Annotated in this window: 17 protein-coding genes and 1 pseudogene; 14 read left to right on the top strand and 4 right to left on the bottom strand. The window is 74.5% G+C overall.

Translation table 11 applies throughout. The annotated features are described in order from the left end of the window. Positions 1–31 precede the first annotated feature (31 nt). A complete protein-coding gene (locus KIK06_RS06090) occupies positions 32–316 on the bottom strand; it encodes a hypothetical protein (RefSeq protein WP_442789741.1) in 285 nt (94 codons plus the stop codon). Between the two features lie 32 nt (positions 317–348). Here KIK06_RS06090 and KIK06_RS06085 point away from each other — a divergent pair, with 32 nt between their 5' ends. The 8 genes and pseudogenes from KIK06_RS06085 to KIK06_RS06050 form a co-directional block, all read left to right on the top strand. Beyond that, positions 349–969: a hypothetical protein gene (locus KIK06_RS06085; protein ID WP_268645863.1), complete on the top strand. Its 621-nt coding sequence runs from the start codon at positions 349–351 to the stop codon at positions 967–969. Positions 970–1,159: 190 nt separating this feature from the next. Next, a complete protein-coding gene (locus KIK06_RS06080; RefSeq protein ID WP_268642302.1) occupies positions 1,160–1,804 on the top strand; it encodes a GTP cyclohydrolase II in 645 nt (214 codons plus the stop codon). Then, on the top strand, positions 1,797–2,510 hold the full coding sequence (locus KIK06_RS06075; protein WP_268642301.1) for a CDP-alcohol phosphatidyltransferase family protein: 714 nt from the start codon (positions 1,797–1,799) through the stop codon (positions 2,508–2,510). Before KIK06_RS06080 ends, KIK06_RS06075 begins: the two co-directional genes overlap by 8 nt. A 96-nt stretch (positions 2,511–2,606) precedes the next feature. Beyond that, positions 2,607–3,581 carry a zinc-dependent alcohol dehydrogenase gene (locus tag KIK06_RS06070; RefSeq protein WP_268642300.1) on the top strand — a complete coding sequence of 325 codons (975 nt, stop codon included), beginning with the start codon at positions 2,607–2,609 and terminating at the stop codon, positions 3,579–3,581. Positions 3,582–3,626: 45 nt separating this feature from the next. After that, positions 3,627–4,010 (top strand): 6-pyruvoyl trahydropterin synthase family protein, encoded by a 384-nt coding sequence (locus KIK06_RS06065; protein ID WP_017600121.1) that lies wholly within the window; start codon positions 3,627–3,629, stop codon positions 4,008–4,010. Beyond that, a complete protein-coding gene (locus tag KIK06_RS06060) occupies positions 4,007–5,044 on the top strand; it encodes a glycosyltransferase family 4 protein (RefSeq protein WP_268642299.1) in 1,038 nt (345 codons plus the stop codon). Before KIK06_RS06065 ends, KIK06_RS06060 begins: the two co-directional genes overlap by 4 nt. Further along, entirely contained in the window at positions 5,041–5,880 is an 840-nt protein-coding gene (locus KIK06_RS06055) for a class I SAM-dependent methyltransferase (RefSeq protein ID WP_268642298.1), read from the top strand. The genes KIK06_RS06060 and KIK06_RS06055 overlap by 4 nt, the downstream gene beginning before the upstream one ends. Further along, positions 5,877–6,746: pseudogene (locus KIK06_RS06050) on the top strand (lysylphosphatidylglycerol synthase transmembrane domain-containing protein); the annotation flags it as partial. The gene KIK06_RS06055 and the pseudogene KIK06_RS06050, both read left to right, overlap by 4 nt. Positions 6,747–6,773: 27 nt before the next feature. On the opposite strand, the gene KIK06_RS06045 reads toward KIK06_RS06050, so the two are convergent. Then, entirely contained in the window at positions 6,774–7,550 is a 777-nt protein-coding gene (locus KIK06_RS06045; RefSeq protein ID WP_268642297.1) for a creatininase family protein, read from the bottom strand. A 444-nt stretch (positions 7,551–7,994) separates the two neighbouring features. Here KIK06_RS06045 and bla point away from each other — a divergent pair, with 444 nt between their 5' ends. The 5 genes from bla to KIK06_RS06020 all read left to right on the top strand — a co-directional run bounded on the left by bla (position 7,995) and on the right by KIK06_RS06020 (position 11,265). After that, positions 7,995–8,951, top strand: a complete 957-nt coding sequence (bla, locus tag KIK06_RS06040; RefSeq protein WP_268642296.1) for a class A beta-lactamase — start codon at positions 7,995–7,997, stop codon at positions 8,949–8,951. Positions 8,952–9,024: 73 nt separating this feature from the next. Then, positions 9,025–9,624 carry an HAD-IA family hydrolase gene (locus tag KIK06_RS06035; RefSeq protein ID WP_268642295.1) on the top strand — a complete coding sequence of 200 codons (600 nt, stop codon included), beginning with the start codon at positions 9,025–9,027 and terminating at the stop codon, positions 9,622–9,624. Between the two features lie 140 nt (positions 9,625–9,764). Continuing rightward, positions 9,765–10,379, top strand: coding sequence for a hypothetical protein (locus tag KIK06_RS06030; protein WP_268642294.1), 615 nt, complete (start codon positions 9,765–9,767; stop codon positions 10,377–10,379). A 126-nt stretch (positions 10,380–10,505) separates the two neighbouring features. Continuing rightward, positions 10,506–10,712 (top strand): DUF5988 family protein, encoded by a 207-nt coding sequence (locus tag KIK06_RS06025; RefSeq protein WP_017600113.1) that lies wholly within the window; start codon positions 10,506–10,508, stop codon positions 10,710–10,712. 205 nt (positions 10,713–10,917) lie between these two features. Beyond that, complete coding sequence (locus KIK06_RS06020) at positions 10,918–11,265, top strand: DUF3817 domain-containing protein (RefSeq protein ID WP_017600112.1); 348 nt, start codon at positions 10,918–10,920, stop codon at positions 11,263–11,265. A gap of 73 nt (positions 11,266–11,338) precedes the next feature. Here the strand turns inward: KIK06_RS06020 and KIK06_RS06015 are convergent, their stop codons facing one another. Further along, on the bottom strand, positions 11,339–14,422 hold the full coding sequence (locus KIK06_RS06015; protein WP_268642293.1) for an ATP-binding protein: 3,084 nt from the start codon (positions 14,420–14,422) through the stop codon (positions 11,339–11,341). A 146-nt stretch (positions 14,423–14,568) separates the two neighbouring features. Here KIK06_RS06015 and KIK06_RS06010 point away from each other — a divergent pair, with 146 nt between their 5' ends. Further along, the gene (locus tag KIK06_RS06010) at positions 14,569–15,330 is read left to right on the top strand and encodes an SDR family oxidoreductase (protein WP_268642292.1); all 762 of its coding nucleotides are present in this window, start codon (positions 14,569–14,571) and stop codon (positions 15,328–15,330) included. A 29-nt stretch (positions 15,331–15,359) separates the two neighbouring features. Here KIK06_RS06010 and KIK06_RS06005 read toward each other — a convergent pair whose 3' ends face one another. Then, on the bottom strand, positions 15,360–16,841 hold the full coding sequence (locus KIK06_RS06005; protein ID WP_268642291.1) for a hypothetical protein: 1,482 nt from the start codon (positions 16,839–16,841) through the stop codon (positions 15,360–15,362). Positions 16,842–17,559 lie beyond the last annotated feature (718 nt).

Genomic DNA, 17,559 nt, shown 5'->3' with positions numbered 1-17,559 from the left:
CCCGCACGGCTCCGGTCCGTCCCAGAGCCCGTCACGTCGCGCCGGTCCTCCCCCTGATCCGCTCCGTCAGGGCCGCCAGGGGACGGCTCCGGGCGACAGCCTCGCACCGGCCCGCGACCCGCTCGCGCAGGGTGCGGGGCGGCGGCGCCAGGTCGGGCGCCCCCTCGGCCTCGATCCGGGCGACGCGCTCCCGCAGGCGCTCCCTGACCTGGTCGGGGGTGTACGCGCGGCGCCTGCGCTCGGCCCGGGCGATCACGACACCGGTGGCGGCGACACCGACGAAGGCCGCCACGCCGATAGCTCTCCTCCATCGCATACGCCTACGCTAGCCCTGTGACGGAAGCGAGCATGTCCCTGGACCAGGCCCTGGCGGTCACCCGGACCGGCGACGCGTGGGTGTTCCGCGGAACGAGCGCGGCCGACCGGGCCATCCAGTTCGGCACGAACAGCCCGGTCAACCACGTCGGCATGACCCTCACCATCGAGGACCTGCCGCCGCTGATGTGGCACGCCGAGCTGGGGCGTTCGCTCGTCGACATGTGGACGGGCACCCACCAGCGAGGCGCGCAGCTGCACGACCTGCGCGACGCCGTCCTGGTGTGGGGCCGCCGCTACGGGCAGGAGTGCTGGCTGCGGCAGCTCGACCCGGTGGCCACACCCGAGATGGAGGACGCCGCCCTGCGTACGGTGGCCCGCCTCGACGGCACGCCCTTCCCGTCCTCGGCGGCGATGGTCACCCGATGGCTGCGCGGGCGGGTCCCGCTGGGCCGCCGTGCCCGCGAACGCGACCTGGAGACCACCTACTGCGCGGAGGTCATGGGGCTGACCTACGAGGCGATGGGGCTGCTGCCGCGCGGGCACCGCCCCGGGTACTACGCCCCGGGACGGTTCTGGAGCGGCGCCACCCTCCGGTTGACGGGCGGGGCGACCCTGGGCGGCGAGATCCGCGTTATTCTGCCCGAATCGTGACCGGCCGAGCCGAGCGCGGACACGGAGTCTCCTCTTGACAGCGACGCCCTGAACTGACATTTTTCACACTCTTCACACGAACCCCGCCAGGCACGAACGAAACCGGCTGTGGCCCCCACGCACCGCGAGGTTTTCGCTACGGACCGGCTGGGCACCGGCCCGGTGTGACGCCTGGCGCCTGAGGGGGAACATGCACGAGCGGACCATCGACCCCACCGAGGTCGCCGAATCGGAGTTGGCCACCCACCGGGGCACGTTCCGTGCCCTGGCCTTCCGTGACCCCGTCGACGGGCAGGAACACCTGGCGCTGACCCATGGCCCCCTGGGCGACGGTGAGGAGGTGCTGGTCAGGCTGCACTCGGAGTGCGTCACCGGTGACGCGCTCGGCGCGCTGCGGTGCGAGTGCGGCGACCAGCTGAACGCGGCCCTGGACGCGATCGTCGAACGGGGCCGGGGCGTGCTCGTCTACCTGCGCGGCCACGAGGGTCGGGGGATCGGCCTGCTGGAGAAGGTGCGCACGCTCGCCCTCCAGGACGAACGCGGCCTGGACACGGTCGACTCGGCCACGGTGCTCGGCCTCCCGGTGGACGCCCGCTCCTACGGACCGGCGGCGCGCGTCCTGCGGCACCTGGAGGTGCGGTCGGTGCGGCTGCTGTCGAACAACCCCGCCAAGGGCAAGGCCCTGGAGGACCACGGGGTCAAGGTCGTCGCGCGCGTGCCGCTGCTCTCGCCCGCGCGTGCGGAGAACATCGCCTACCTGACCGCCAAGCGCGATCGCATGGGGCACGACCTGCCGCATCTGGGCGGGGGCGGTCCGGGGAGCGGCCGTGCGTGAGCCCGTGCACCGCCAGGTGGCGGCGGCCGTCCTCGGCCAGGCGGTCCTGCTCGGCGGGCTGGCGGCCACCGTGGGCCTGGGGCCGCGGGGCTGGTACGCGGGAGGCGTGTACGCCGTGGTGGGAGCGGCCGTGCTGCTGTGGGCGGCACGACGGTCGGGGCGCCGTTCGCTGGGGTCGGCCGACCGGATCACGTTGGTGCGCGCGCTCCTGACCGGGGGAGTGCTGGCGCTGGCGGTCGACGGCGGCCCGGTGTGGGCGTTGGTGGGGCTGGCGTCGCTGGCTCTGGTGCTCGACCTGGTCGACGGCGCGGTCGCCCGCGGCAGCGGCACGGAGTCGGACTTCGGCGCGGCCTTCGACATGGAGACGGACGCCCTGCTGATCATGGTGTTGAGCGCCTTCGTGTCCCTGTCCCTGGGTGCGTGGGTGCTGGCCATCGGGCTGATGCGGTACGTGTTCGGCGCGGCGGCACTGGTCGCGCCGTGGTTGCGGGCCCCGCTGCCGCCGAGCCGGGCCCGCAAGGTGGTGGCGGCGCTCCAGGGGGTGGCCCTGGCGGTCGCGGCCTCGGGGGTGGTCCCGTCGGCCGCCTCGACGGCCCTGGTGGGGGTGGCGCTGGCGGCTCTGGTCTGGTCGTTCGGACGCGACGTGCTGGGCCTGTGGGGCGCGCGGCCCCGCCGTGCGCGGGCGTCGGCGTCGCAGCGGACGTGACCGTGTGAGGGACACTGTGGCGGCGGGGCCGTGGCGGGAGAGGCTCCGGTGGCGTCTTCCGCGGGGATCGGACCGGATGAGACGAGGAGGAGGCGCGTGAGCGATCGGGCGCGTGCGTTCTGGGTGACGGCCCCCGGCCGGGGCGAGGTGCGTGAAATCCCCCTGGCCGCGCCGGACGACGGGGAGGTCCTGGTGCGCACCCTGTTCTCCGGGGTGAGCCGCGGCACCGAGGCGCTGGTGTTCCGGGGCGGGGTGCCGCCCGGCCAGCGCGCGGCGATGCGCGCCCCCTTCCAGGAGGGAGACTTCCCCGGTCCGGTCAAGTACGGGTACCTGAACGTCGGCGTGGTCGAGGAGGGACCGGCCGAGCTGGTGGGACGCACGGTCTTCAGCCTGTACCCGCACCAGACGCGGTTCGTTGTCCCGGCCTCGGCCGTCCGTCCGGTGCCCGACGGGGTGCCGCCCGGGCGCGCGGTGCTGGCGGGGACGGTGGAGACGGCGGTCAACGCCCTGTGGGACGCGCGTCCGCTGGTGGGGGATCATGTGGCGGTGGTCGGGGCGGGGATGGTGGGATGCTGTCTGGCCCGGCTGCTGCGCGGGATCCCCGGCACACGTGTGCAGCTGGTGGACACCGATCCCGCGCGCGCCGCGACCGCCGACCGGCTCGGTGTCGGGTTCGCCGTGCCCGCGACGGCGTTCGATGGCTGTGACCTGGTCTTCCACACCAGCGCCAGCGGCGCCGGACTGGCCCGGGCACTGGAACTGGTCGCGACCGAGGGCGAGGTGGTCGAGCTGAGCTGGTACGGCGACCGCGAGGTGAGCGTTCCGCTGGGCGGGGACTTCCACTCCCGGCGGCTGACCGTGCGCGCCAGCCAGGTCGGGGCCGTCTCCCCCGCCCGGCGCGGACGGTACGGCCACGGTGACCGGCTCGACCTGGCACTGCGGCTGCTCGACGATCCCGCCTTCGACGCCGTGATCACCGGCGAGAGCGCGTTCGAGACGTTGCCGGCGGTCCTGCCGCGGCTGGCCGACGGCTCGCTTCCCGCCCTGTGCCACCGCGTCGGCTACGCCTGATCCGGTTTCGTCCCCAACCCCGACCCCGACCCCGAGAGGACACCCTTGTTCAGTGTCACCGTCCGCGACCACCTGATGGTCGCGCACAGTTTCCGAGGCGACGTGTTCGGCCCCGCCCAGCGGCTGCACGGAGCCACGTTCGTCGTGGACGCGACCCTGCGCCGCCCCGAACTCGACGACGACGGCATCGTCGTGGACATCGGTCTGGTGACGCGGGAGCTGGGCGCCGTCGTCGCGGAGCTGAACTACCGCAACCTGGACGAGGAGCCCGTGTTCGCGGGGGTGAACACCTCCACCGAGTTCCTGGCGAAGGTCGTCGCCGACCGGTTGGTCGAGCGGATCGACGCGCGCGGGCGCGGTCTGACCGGGGTCTCGGTCACGTTGCACGAGTCCCACGTGGCCTGGGCCACCTACGAGCGCGACCTTTGACCGTCGCGTTCGTCGTTCCCCCGCCCGGTGTCCCCAGCGGTGGGAACACCTACAACGCACGGATCGCGGCGGAGCTCGGCGCGCTGGGGCGGCCCGTGCGCCGGATCGAGGTGCCAGGGTCCTGGCCCAGACCGGGTCCGGCCGACCGGGAGGGGCTGGGCCGGGAGCTGGCGCGCCTTCCCGACGGCGCGGGCGTGCTGATGGACGGCCTGGTCGCCTGCGGGGTGCCCGAGGTCCTCAGCCCGCACGCCGACCGGCTGCGGATCGTGACGCTGGTCCACCTCCCCCTCGCCGACGAGACCGGCCTGTCCCCCGGCGTGGCGGCTGACCTGGACGCCCGTGAGCGGGCGGTCCTGGGGATGACGGGGGTGGTCGCCACCAGTCGCTGGGCGGCCCGTCGGCTGGCCGACCACCACGGGTTGGCCCGAGTCCACCACGTCGCCCCGGGCACCGATCCAGCACCGCTCGCACCCGGCGCGGACGGAGTGTCCCGCCTGCTGTGCGTGGCCTCGGTGACCCCGCGCAAGGGCCACGATCTGCTGTTGGACGCCCTCAGCCGGTTGGATGAGCCGACGTGGGAGTGCGTGTGCGTGGGGCCGGTCGGCCGGGGCGCGTACGCCGACCGGGTGCGGGCGCTGGCGGAGGCCTCGGGGGCGCGGCTGTCCGGCGCGCTGACCGGGGCGGATCTGGAGTCCGCCTACGCCGCCGCCGACCTGGTGGTGCTGCCCTCCCGCGCCGAGACCTTCGGTATGGCGGTGACCGAGGCGCTGGCGCGCGGTGTCCCGGTCGTGGCCGCGCGGGTGGGCGGGGTTCCCGAGGCGCTGGGGCGCGGTCCCGGCGGGGACCGGCCCGGGATCCTCGTCGACCCGGAGGACGCCGACGCGCTCGGTGAAGCCCTGCGCCGATGGCTCACCGATCCGCGGTTACGTGAACGGCTGCGAACCTCGGCGCGCCGGCGGCGATCACAGTTGGCAGGATGGAGAGAGACGGCGCGCGCGATGGGCGCGGTCCTCGACAGGGAGGGGTGCCGTTGACGTCGACGGGTGTTCCGGAGTTCGCCCCGGAGTGGCTGGCGCTGCGTGAGGGCGCGGACGCCGAGGCGAGATCGGCACGGGCGGTCGAGATGGTGCGCGACCACGGCCGGGTCGTGGCCGACCTGGGGTGCGGCACGGGTTCGCTCGGCCGCTGGCTCGCCCCCCGGCTGCCCGGATCCGGGCGGTGGGTGCTGTTCGACCGTGAGCCGGACCTGTTGGCGTTGGCGCGGCCGACCGTGCCCGTGGGGCGGGTGGAGGCGCGCCTGCGCGATCTGGGGGCGCTCGGGACGGCGGACCTGGCCGGGTGCACGCTGGTGGCGGCCTCGGCCCTGTTGGACCTGCTCACCCGCGCGGAGGTGGAGACGCTGGCCGGGGCGGTCGTGGCGGCCGGGTGTCCGGCGCTGCTCACGCTGTCGGTGGTGGGGCGGGTGGAGTTGTCCCCCGCCGATCCGCTCGACGCGCGGGTGGAGCGGGCGTTCAACGACCACCAGAGGCGCGAGGGCCGGCTCGGCCCCGACTCCGTCGCCGTCGCGGCCGAGGTGTTCGAGGGGTTGGGAGCGCGGACGCACGCGTTCGCCAGCCCGTGGCGGCTGGGGCCGCGGCGGGCCGAACTGACACGGGAGTGGCTGCGGGGCTGGGTCGGGGCGGCGGCCGACCAGGAGCCGGGACTGCCCGTGGCGGGGTACCTGGAGCGGCGGCTGGCGGAGTGCGACGAGGGTCGGTTGCGCGCGGTCGTCCACCACACCGACCTGGTGGTACTGCCCGGGGCGGCCGGTCCGGTGCCGCAGCCCGGGTCGACCGACCGGGCGCGGCCGCAGGGGGTGGAGCCGTCGTGAGGGCGGTGAACGCCCCGGGGACTCCACGCGGCGCCGAGGGTTCGCGGGGCGGACGCTTCGCGGGCGCGCTCCGGCGCACCGGGTGGCTGCGTGCGCTCGTGGGGGCGGGGATCCTGGCGGCCGTGGTGTGGTGGTTCCCGGCCGAGGCGTTCACGTCCGCGTTCGGTGTGGTGGACGTCGGCGCGGTGCTGGTGGCGCTGGCAGTGGGCGCGTACACGACCGTGCTGAGCGCCGCGCGGTGGTGGGTGGTGGCGCGCGGGGTCGGTCTGCGGCTGCCCTTCGCGCGGGCGGTCGGCGACTACTACCGCGCGGTGTTCCTCAACGCGGTGCTGCCCGCCGGGGTGCTGGGCGACGTCCACCGGGCGGTCAGCCACGGCCGGTACGCGGGCGACGTGGGTCGCGGGGTGCGCGCGGTCGTCCTGGAGCGGCTGGCGGGGCAGGCCGTGCTGGTGGCGGCGGGGGCGGGTCTGCTGTTCGCGCTTCCGGCGGCGCTGCTCGGGCCCGGATTGCGGGCGGTCGGGGTGTCCGCCGGGGTGCTGGTGGGGATCGTCGCGGTGGTCGCGACGGGGCTGGTGTGGGGCCGAAGGCGGCGACCGCGCTGGTGGCGCGCCCTGCGGGAGACGGCGGCCGACGCGAGGGCGGGCGTGCTCGCGCGCGGAGCGGAGGTGGCGGGGCTGTCCGCGGCGGCGCTGGCCGGTCACGTGGCCCTGTTCGTCTTCGCCGCCTCCCTGGCCGGGGTGTCGACGCCGGTGTTCCCGTTGGTGCCGCTGGTGGTGCTGTCGCTGATCGCGATGAGCCTGCCGGTGAACGTGGGTGGCTGGGGTCCGCGCGAGGCGGTCACCGCGCTGGCGTTCGGTGCGGCGGGTCTGGGCGCCGACCTGGGGGTGACGGCGTCAGTCGTCTACGGGCTGCTCGCGCTGGTGGCGGGGCTGCCCGGGGCGGTGGTGGCCGTCGTCCGGCTGGTGGGCCGCCACGGCGTCCAGGGCGTCCAGGTGTCCGGCGAAGCCCGTGGTGAGCGCGGCGAGGAGCCGGCGGCCCTTGTCGGCCGTGGCCAGTGAGGGACGGCCGACCACACCGGTGGGGGTGTAGGGCGCCAGACCCAGGGTCGGCATGTGGTCACGCGGCCCGGTGACGTGGTCGGCGCGGCCGGGGCGGACCAGTTCGGGGTAGGTGTGCAGCAGGACCGAGGTCTCCAGCTCCCCCGCGTGCATGTCCGTGTCGTTGTCGGTGCTCATCCCGGCGGCCTCGCGTGCCGCCTCCCACTCGTGCGCCTGGGGGAAGAGGGCCATGGCGCCGTGGGACTCCTGGACGAGGTTGGCCAGGACGTGGTTGCCGCCGTGCCCGTTGACCAGGACCAGTCGGGTGTCGCCGAGGGAGGCGGCGATGTCGGTGACGACGGCGTGCAGGGTGCGCGCGGAGATGCTGACCGTGCCGGGCCAGGCGGCGTGCTCGTGGGAGCAGGAGATCGTCAGGGGCGGCAGGAGGCGCACGGGGTGGCGGCGGGCGAGTTCCCGGGCCAGGACGCAGGCGATGACGGTGTCGGTGACCAGGGGCAGGTGGGGGCCGTGCTGTTCGAGGCTGCCGACGGGCAGGAGGGCCACCCGGGTGTCGCGTTCGCCCTCCTCGGCGGTGGTGGTGAGGGGCAGGAGCGAGAGCGTGAGGTCGTCCATGCGCCCCAGTATCGCGGGGTCGCCGGCCGCGGCGACAGCCATCCGGTGACGACGTACCGCCACAGGCGGCGGCGACCTTCGGCCCATGGTCGATCACGGGAAGAACGCACCGCTGCCGAAACGCCGAACCGTCTGGGGCCGGGAGAGGGTCCGCGCCGCGCTGAACCCGGCCGCCTGGAAGGTGGACTCGGCCGTCGGGACCGGGCTTGCCCACGCGCCTGCCGAACCGACGCTTCGACGGCCGCTCCGTCGCGCGTCGCCCTCGCCGGCCCCGGGAACGGTCGGGTCGTCGCGGAGGGACCGGCCCCGACGGGTGGGACCTCAGCAGGGGTGAGCGGGCTCGGGGGGCGTACACGCCGTACCGTCGGCTTCGTCGACAGCGCGCCCAGCGGCCGCGAGACTTCTGGGAGTCAGTGTTCCCGTACGGAGAGAGGGTGCTTCACGGTGCCGTGGTCCACGACTCGACGCGTCGCGTCGGCCGCACTGCTGTCGGTCGTGCTGATCTCCCCCACCGGCTGCTCATCCCCCGACGGCACGACCGCTCCCGCCGCTCCGCCGTCACCGACCGAGACCGTCGAAACCTCCCGGCCCGTCACGCCGCCCGCCCCCCTCCGGATGGACGCGGAGTTCACGCGTCTTGAGGAGGAGTTCGGCGTCCGGCTCGGCGTCCACGCCCTCGACACCGGCACGGGACGGACGGTCGAGTTCCAGGCCGACGAGCGGTTCGCCCACTGCTCCACCTACAAGGTGCTGGCCTTCGGCGCCGTGCTCGACCGGACCCCCGTCGACGGGCTCGACCGGGTGGTCACCTTCTCCGGGGCCGATCTGGTCTTCCACTCCCCCGTCGCACAAGAGCGCGTGTCCACGGGTATGACGCTGCGCGAACTCGGCGACGCCGCACTGCGCCACAGCGACAACACCGCCGCCAACCTGCTCCTGAGGGAGCTCGGCGGGCCGGAGGGGCTGACCGAGGCCCTGCGCGGGATCGGTGACGAGGTCACCCGGGTGGACCGGTTCGCGCCGGGGATGGCGGAGGCGGTTCCGGGCGACGTCCGCGACAGCAGCACCCCGCGCGCGTTGGCCACGAGCCTGCGCGCGTTCGCCCTGGGCGAGGTCCTTCCCGAGGACCGGCGGGACGTCCTCGTCGGCATGCTGCGCGCCAACACCACCGGCGACGACCTGATCCGGGCCGGGGCCCCGGAGGGCTGGGAGGTCGGGGACAAGACCGGCGCGTGCGGCTACGGCACCCGGCACGACATCGGTGTGCTGTGGCCGCCGGAGGGCGCCCCCGTCGTCCTGGCGGTCATGTCCAGCCGTGACGAGGCGGGTGCGGCGTACGACGACGCCCTCGTCGCGGAGGCCACGGAGGTGGCGGTCGGAGCCCTCACCCGGGGAGCGTGAGGCTCGGGCCCGCGTGCCGTCGCGCGACGGCTAGGGTGGTCGAACCCGACCCGACCCACCTGGAGGCCCATCCGTGGACGCCGTGCTCTTCGACATGTTCGGGGTGATCGCCCGGGACCAGTCCCCCGAGGGCCGCGCCGCCCTGGAGCGGGCCGCGGGTGTGGCGGGAGCGGACTTCTGGGAGGCGTACTGGCGTCCGCGCCAGGCCTACGACCGCGGCGACCTGGACGGGACCGCGTACTGGAAGGCGGTGTCCGAGCACCTGGGCGTGGAGTTCGCGGAGGAGGGAATCCGGCGGCTGATCGCGCTCGACGTGGAGAGCTGGTCGCGCGTGGACGAGGAGATGGTCGCGTTCGTCACCGGCTTGGGCGCGGAGGGGACGCGGCTGGGCCTGCTGTCCAACATCCCCGCGGAGATCGCCGACTACTTCGGCCACCACCACGCGCGGGTGCTGGAGCCGTTCGCCGTTCTGGGCCTGTCCAGCCGGATCTACCGTGCCAAACCCGAACCGGAGGCGTTCGAGTGGGCCCTGGCACGCCTGGAGGCGCCCGCCGAGGGGGTGCTGTTCGTCGACGACCGCGAGACCAATGTGCGAGCCGCGGTCGAACTGGGGTTGAAGGGGCACCGGTTCACGTCCCTGCGCGCGCTTCGGGAGCGTCTGCGCGAGGGGTAGGGGCCGTCCCCGACACGGAACATCGCGGCTCGGCTTCGGGGTGACCGGTGGTTCCCCATCGCATCCGTTACCCGTTCGTGATAGGGATCTATGTGTCTGCATAACTGTGTGTAGTCAATCCATCACAGAAAGGGATGACTGTGGCCCGCTACTCCACTGTCGCCGCTACGAGTCTCGCCGCCTGCGCGCTGGCCCTGTCCGTCGCCACCCCCGCCCACGCCGCGGAGGGCACCCTGACCTTCGAGGTCATCGACTGGAGCAAGCTCAAGACCACGGAGCACGTCATCGCCGACGCGGCGCCGGGATCCTGCCACACCGTGCCGGAGGAGGTGCGCGCCGAGGAGCGGACGACGGAGTTCTACAGGTTCACGAACAACACGGAATCCGCTGTCATCCTCGTCCGGAACGCCTGCGACCAGTTCGAGGCCAACGGCCGGGCGCAAGCCGTCGAGTACATCGCCGCGGGCGACACCATCCGCGACCTGCACCCGCAGGCCCAGTCGGTCATCGTCCTGGGGGCCGCCCCGGCCGAGGCTGCCCCGGCCGAGGCCGCGCCCGCTGAGGCGGGCCCCGCCGAGGCGGCACCCGCCGAGGCTGGTCCGGCCGAGGCCGCGCCCGCCGAAGCGGGCCCCGCCGAGGCGGCCCCGGCTGAGGCGGCTCCGGCTGAGGCGGCTCCCGCCGAAGCCGCCGCGCCCGGGGAAGCCGCACCCGCCGAGGACGTCTCCGCTGAGGAACGCCCGATGGTGGACATGTAAGTACCCGACCAGCGAATGCCCCGTCGGCCTCCGGCGGGGCATTCACCTCTCTCCAACCCCTCTCACCTCGGTAAAGGCGGTGTCGCGGTCCGTGACACGCCCCTGGGTGCGTGCCAGTCTGGTCGTATGGACGACAAACAGAAGGCGGTCCTGGAAGGCGGACCGAAGGATCTGCCGCACCGGATCGTGCCCGCCCCGCGCGCGGGCGACGAGGTCAAGGTCCCGTTCCGCGGGGGCTACGAGCACTTCTCGGCGACGGCACGGCACCAGTACACGGACGAGGGTGACCTGCCCGTCTACGAGTGGACCTCGCGAACCGAGATGGCCTCCTAGGGTTCGGTCGGCGGTCGCACCCACGACGGCGGAGGCGGCGTCGGAGGCCGCCTCCGCCACCGCCGCCTGAGAGCCCGAAGGAGTGACCGCCGTATCCCGCGCCCCGGGGAAGAACGCGCACAAGGGTGGCCTAACCTGGGACCGGTCCCGGCCGTCGAGCGCCGGGACCTGCCGTGTCCAGCGCAGACGACCCCGGGGAACCTCAGTGAGCATCGAACCGCGAGTGACAGCGACGGCCTTCCGCGTGGTGGCGGTGATCGAGGCTGTGACCTGGGCCGGGCTGCTGGTCGGGATGGGTTTCAAGTACCTGGGCAACGGCGACGAGACCGGCGTGCACGTGTTCGGCCCGCTGCACGGCGCCGCGTTCATGCTCTACGTGGCGCTCACCGTCGCCGCCGCGCTGCACCTGCGGTGGGGCCTCTGGCCGACCCTGGTGGCCCTGGTCGCCTCGATTCCTCCCCTGGGCACCCTGCCCGCGGAGTGGTGGCTGCGCCGCACCGGTCGTCTCGACCGTCCGGCGAAGGCCGACCGGACCCCCGAGCCCGTCGCCTGACCGCTGACGACCTCCGAGGGGCCCGCGAGGCCGTCGCGGACCCCTCGTCGTGCACCGCGTCCACCGCCGTGCCTCACCCCGACCGCGGCCCGATCCGGTCCACGTCCACGCGTTCGGCCTCCGTCAGCGGCGCGCCCGCCCGATCACGCAGACCGGCGGCCTCGGCCAGCAGTTTCCCGGCCCGCTCCGCGTCCCCGAGCAGCGCGTACGCGCCCGCCTGGCCCTCCAGCGCGAGCGCGGCCGCCCGGGGGTCCGCGCCCTCCTCGGCCACCCCGTGCGCCTCCTCGTGCCGGGCCAGGGCGAGTTCGGCCTCTCCGCGCTGTTCGGCGACGTATCCCAGCTGGGTGAGAATGAACGCGAGCCCGATCCGACCACTGGCCCGGCGGTTCCAGTCCAGCCACCGGTGCAGCAGCCGTTCGGCGCGTTCCAGGTCGCCCGAGCGCCGCGCCGCCAGCGCCAGTCCGGCGTCGGCGAACTGCTCGCCCAGCGTGTCCGTGTGCTCGGCCGCGATCTCCCGCGCCCGGGTGAGCAGCTCCGTGGACCGCTCCAGGTCGTCACAGAGCAGCGCCACGCGACCAAGGCCGGAGAGTGCGCGCGCGACCTCCGTCCACAGCCGCAGCTCCTCGGCGATGCGCCGCCCCTCCTCGTGACGGGCGGCCATCCCGTCCAGGTCGCCGAGCGCCTCCAGGACCGCCGCGCTCACGTTCGCGGCCTGGAGCACACCCCAGCGGTCGCCGAGGGCACGCATGTCATCCTCGCTCCGGCCCGCCAGCTCCAGGGCCCGTTCCAGGTCGCCCGCCCGGTGGGCGGCGTCCGCGAGTTGGACGCGGGTGGCAGCCACGCACCACGGGTCGTTCGCCGCGAGGGCCTCCTCGTGTGCGGCGCGCACGCGCCGCTCGGCCCGCTCGGTGTCGCCGAGCCCCCATCGGGACAGTTCCAGGAACCAGGCCGCCCGGGCCCGGGCGGCGGTGTCCGGGAGCATGGGTAGCGTCCGCCGCGCCTCGTCGCGCGGGCGCGCGTCCTCCGGGTCGGCCAGGGCGGCCCGCCAGGCCCGGGCACACGCCCGAGCCCCGGACGCCCCGCCCGGGAGCGCCAGTGCCCGGTCCAGCGCCTCCCCCGACTCGCCGGCCCTCCCCCTCAGGTGGCGGTACCAGCACAGGGCGTTGGCCAGGCGCAGAGCCAGGTCGGCGTCGGCCTCGCGCACAGCCGTGTCCAGAGCGGTGCGCAGGTTGGCGGCCTCACAGTCCAGACGCTCCAGCCAGCGGCGCTGGTCGCGTCCGCGTATCCCCGCGTCGGCGCGTTCGGCCAGGTCGGCGAAGTAGCGGGCGTGCCTCAGCCGGGCCCGTTCCGTCTCCCGCGCCTCCGTCAGGCGGTCCAGGGCGTAGGCGGCCACCGACTCGAGCAGGTGATAGCGGGTTCCGGCCGGGTGGTGCGCGACCACGACCAGGGAGCGGTCCCCGAGCGCGCCGACGGTGTCCAGGACCTCGGCCCGGGCCACGGTTCCGGGGACGGCGCACACGGCCTCGGCGGCGGCCAGGTCGCAGCCGTCAGCGAAGACGGACAGGCGGGCCAGTACGTGGCGTTCGACGGCGGGGAGCGGTTCCCAGCTCCAGTCGATCATCGCCCGCAGTGTCCGCTGTCGCGCGGGGGCGTCCCGGCGGCCCACCCCGAGGACGGCGAAGCGGTCGTCGAGGCGGGCGGCGAGTTCGTCCGCGCCCAGGTGACGCAGTCGGGTGGCGGCCAGTTCGAGGGCCAGGGGGATGCCGTCCAGGCGGCGGCAGATCGTGGCGACGGCCCCGGCCGTGTCCCCGTCGAGGGCGAAGGACGGCGCCGCCGCACGGGCCCGGGCTATCAGGAGCCGCGCCGCGCCGGAGCGGGCGATCTCCTCGGGATCGTCGGTGTCCCGGGGCAGGTCCAGGGGCGGTACGGGAAGCAGCCGCTCCCCCGCCACGTCCAACGGCGCCTGGCTGGTGGCCACGACGGTCAGACCGGGCACCGCGCGCAACAGGCTGGCCACGGCGTCCGCGGCGGACGCGACCACGTGTTCGCAGTTGTCCAGCACGATCAGGGTCCGCCGGCCGCGCAGCAGGTCCACCGTCCGGGCGAACAGTCCAGGTGCGGAGCCGTCGTCGCGCGCCCCGAGCGCGGCGGCCAGGACGCTGACCGCGTCACCTCCCCCGGCGAGGGGGGCGAGCTCGACCAGCCAGGCGCCGTCCGGACCCTCCGTGGCGGCCAGCCGTTCGGCCGCCGCCAGAGCCAGACGAGTCTTACCGACCCCTCCGGGGCCGGTCAGCGTGACCAGGCGGTGCTCCCCGGCCAGGGCGACCAGCTGTCCGAGCCGCTCCTCACGCCCCACGAGGTCGCCCATGGGCGCGGGGAGGTTGCCGGGCGGGGCCTGCGCGACCGGCACGGCCCCCAGGGCGGGGTCCTGGTCCAGGAGGGCGCGGTGCAGGGCGAGGAGGTCGGGCCCCGGGTCGACGCCCAGCTCGTCGGCGAGGCGGGCACGCAGCCGTTCGTAGGCGGTCAGCGACTCGCCCTGGCGGCCCGCGCCGTACAGAGCGGTGATACGGGCGGCGTGCAGCCGTTCCCGGAAGGGGTGGCGGTCGACAGCGTCGGTGAGGTCGGCGGCCACGACCGCGTACTCGCCCAGGGCGTTGAGGGCCTCGGCGCGTTCCTCCACGGCCGCGACCCGTTCCTCCTCCCACCGGGCCACCACCGGCCGCGCGGCGTCGCCGTCGGCGAACTCGGCCAGGGCCGGGCCGCGCCACAGGTCCAGTGCCCGGGTGAGCAGGTCGACGCGCGTTCGGGGTTCGGCTCCGTCCCGGGACCGGCGCACGAGCGCGGAGAAGCGCACGGCGTCCACGTCGTCGGCCGACAGCAGGTAACCGGGGGCGCGGTATCGCACCAGGGCGCGGGCACCGGGTTCGGCCCGGTCCAATGCGCCGCGCAGCTGGGAGACCCGGGCTTGGAGCACGGCCGTGGGCCGGGCGGGCGGGGAGTCCCCCCACAGGACGTCGACGAGGTGGTCGGCGGTGACCATCCGCCCCTCGGCCAGGAGAAGCGCGGCGAGCAGGGCGCGGACCTTGGTGTCGCGGACGCGGACGGGCACCCCGTCGTCGGTCCACACGGCCAGCGGTCCCAGCACCCCGAATCGCATGCACCCAACGTAGCGGCCCACGGGCCCACCCGTGGAGGGCGACGGCGGGCCCGTGGCGGACCCGTGGGCGAACCGTGGCGACGGCGGCCACCGTAGGGGCGTCAACCAGCGGCCGACCGGCCGGGTGAACGACGAAGGAGGACGAGATGGGCGCCTACGAGGGCAAGCGGGCCGTGGTGATCGGCGGGACACACGGCATGGGCATGGGTGTGGCCGAGGAGCTCGTCGCGGGTGACGCGCGGGTGCTGCTGACCGGCCGCAACGAGAGGAACCTGGAGGAGGCGCGCGCCAGGCTCGCCCCGAAGGCGCACGTGGTGCGCGCGGACGCGGCGGACCTGGCCGACATCGACGCCCTCGCCGCCACGGTGCGCGAGCAGCTCGGCGGGATCGACTTCCTCCACGTGAACGCGGGGGTGTCGGGCCTGGCACCGGTCGCCGAGGTCACCGAGGAAGCCTACGACTGGATGTTCGACGTCAACGCCAAGGGCGCGTTCTTCACCGTCCAGCGTCTGCTCCCCCTCATCGCCGACCACGGCTCGATCGTGTTCACCACCTCGGTGACCAATGTGAGCAGCTCCGCGGGCATGAGCGTGTACAGCGGCACCAAGGCGGCCCTGCTCAGCTTCGGCCGGGTGCTGGCCTCGGAGCTGCTGCCGCGCGGGATCCGGGTGAACGCGGTGGCCCCGGGGTTCATCGACACCCCGAGCATGGGCGTCCCCGGCCTGACCGAGGAGCAGCGCGAGGAGTTCATGCGCGTCGGTGACGCGGCGACCCCCATGCGTCGCCACGGGACCATCGCCGAGGTCACCCGCGCCGTGCTCTTCCTCGGTTTCGAGGCCACCTTCACCTCGGGCCAGGAGATCCTGGTCGACGGCGGCCTGGGGCTGGGGCTCGGCTCGGAGCTGTAGTCGGGGTCCGGGGCCCTTCGGCCCGGAGGTCAGCTGACCAGGAGCGTCAGCAGGACGACGCAGACGAGGAAGAGGACCAGCGCCGCGCCCGCCACGGCGAGGAACGCACGGGTCGTGGTGAGGGAGAACCGCCGGTACCGGGTGTCCGACTCGACCACCATCTCACCCATGAAACCGGGGTTGAGGCGGTGCACGACCGCGTTCACGGCCTTCTCCAACACCTCGTTCTCCCGGGCGTTCGCGATCATCCTCATCAGCAGCACCAGCTGCGGATCCACGCCTTCGTCCTCCGCGGTCCCGGGAGGAGGTCCCCCGGTCCGGTCCGCCGCGCCGCCGGGCGCGGGCTCCTCCGCGGTCCGCTCGGCGGCGTCCCGGCGCGGCGGGAGCTCCTCGGTGGCCTCCTCGTCCGCCCGATCGGGCAGGGTCCGCCCGGTGGGGTCCTCCCGGCTCCGGGAGGCAGGTTTCCCCCCGCCCGGAGGCGCTGGAGGCGCTGCGGCGCCCACACGGCGCGTGGCCCCCGTCCATCCCCGCGACGACGCGCCCGCGCCCTCCCGGTCGGCCCTGTCGTGGAGCAGGTGGATCAGGGCCGCGTAGGCGTCGGCGCCGTCCCCGTAGGCCCGGATCCGGCTCCACCCGTCCCCGTCGAGGACCTCGGTGGCGGTGCCGAGGCGGCCGATCAGCCACCGGGCGACGGCACGGTGGCGCTGGTCGTGTTCGGCGGGGGCCGACAGGTCAACGACGCGGGCGTCCCCGGCCCGCACGCCGGTCGGAGGGGGCCGGAAGGCGATCCGTGGCCGTTCCGGGTGGTCCCCGGACCGTGCCGGCCAGGGTTCGTGGGTGCTGAACGACCAGTCGACCCCCTGGAAGCGGGGCTCCCTGGCACGCCCCAGGATCCCGTGGAGCGCCTGGTAGACCCCCCACAGCAGCGCCAGGCGTTCCCTCTGGCCCATCACCCTGCCCCCGAAGGTGGTGAGGACGTCCACGGGCGTGAAGGGGTCGGCCAGTACCGCCGTGACCAGGGTGAGCAGTCCGGCGCTCCGCAGCGCGTCGTCGGTGAGGGCGGCCTTGTCCGGCCCGACGTCGTCGCGGGTCAGGGCGGGGACCGGTCGCAGCGCGCCCCAACTCCCGATCGGCGCGGAGGGCTCGCCCGACCAGCCGCGGGCGGCGAACACCAGCGCCGGCGACGGCGTGACCGTCCGTCCCACCAGGGCCCTGGCCGTGTCGCCGCGGCCGTCGCGGCCCAGGGCCTGCGGAACGCGGTACAGCAGCGCGCCCTGCCCGTCGTCGTACCACCGGTACCAGTAGCCGCTCTCCGCCTCCCCCGGGGCGAAGGCCGGATCGGCGACCTCGTTCAGCCGTGTGCACCAGTGGGTCAGTCTCTGGTAGCCGTCGTCCGCCTCGCGCAGCGACGTGGCGCTGGGACCGAACCCCTGCCCCAGCAGGTTGTTCTGTCGGTAACCGAAGTGGATCTGGTGCAGGGCGGAGTCTCCCCCGCCACTCGTCGTCGTCAACGTCCCGCTTCCCCCATATCGTCGGTGTCGATCACGCCGGTCATCGTCAGGAGGGCCACGAAGGGGCTCAGGGCGCGCTGGGGCCGCACGGGGCGGGCGAAGAGCTCGCGCCCCGGGACGTCGGGCCCGCCGGGGGCTCGGAGAGGCGGACCCGTCAGGGCCGTGCTCGGAGTCCGCGGTGTCGGAGGAGCGGGCGGCGCCCGCGGAGTGCGGGGGGTCGACGGCCCGACGCGGGTGCGGGCCCCGTGGTCGTGAGGATGAGCACGGCCGCGGTGAGGGGGCGACGTGCGGGCGATCATGGCGATCCCGTGAGAGCACGCCTGGCGCACCTGCCGAACCGCAACCAATCAACCCCTCCTACCCAACCGAAACGGAAATTCCGTTCTCCACGCGGCGTGTCGCGCACAGAGGAGTTTATGTTTTCAGCCACCCCTGATCAATGATGAAAGTTCCCAGAGGTACGGGTGTGAAAGAAGTCCCGCACTACGCCGTTGGGAAGCATTTCGCTTTTCCGCTTCCGCGTACTCCGGGGAACCACGTGACGGCGTCGGCTCGGCCGCCACGCACCCCGGCCCGCCCCGCGGCGGGAAAGCACGGAAGCCACAGGTGAGAAATCCCCGTCACCCCGCGAACCGCGCCGGAGATCGCGAAAAGTATTCGTGAAATCTCACTGGCGGTTTCCGTGCCCTCGACAGGACCGCCGGGAGGATCACGGCGA

Origin of the sequence: Nocardiopsis sp. EMB25 (genome assembly GCF_026797795.1) — a bacterium.
In the GTDB taxonomy this organism is placed as follows: domain Bacteria; phylum Actinomycetota; class Actinomycetes; order Streptosporangiales; family Streptosporangiaceae; genus Nocardiopsis; species Nocardiopsis lucentensis.
Note: the sequence above shows the minus strand (reverse complement) of the source record. Positions and strands in the feature narration are given on the sequence as shown.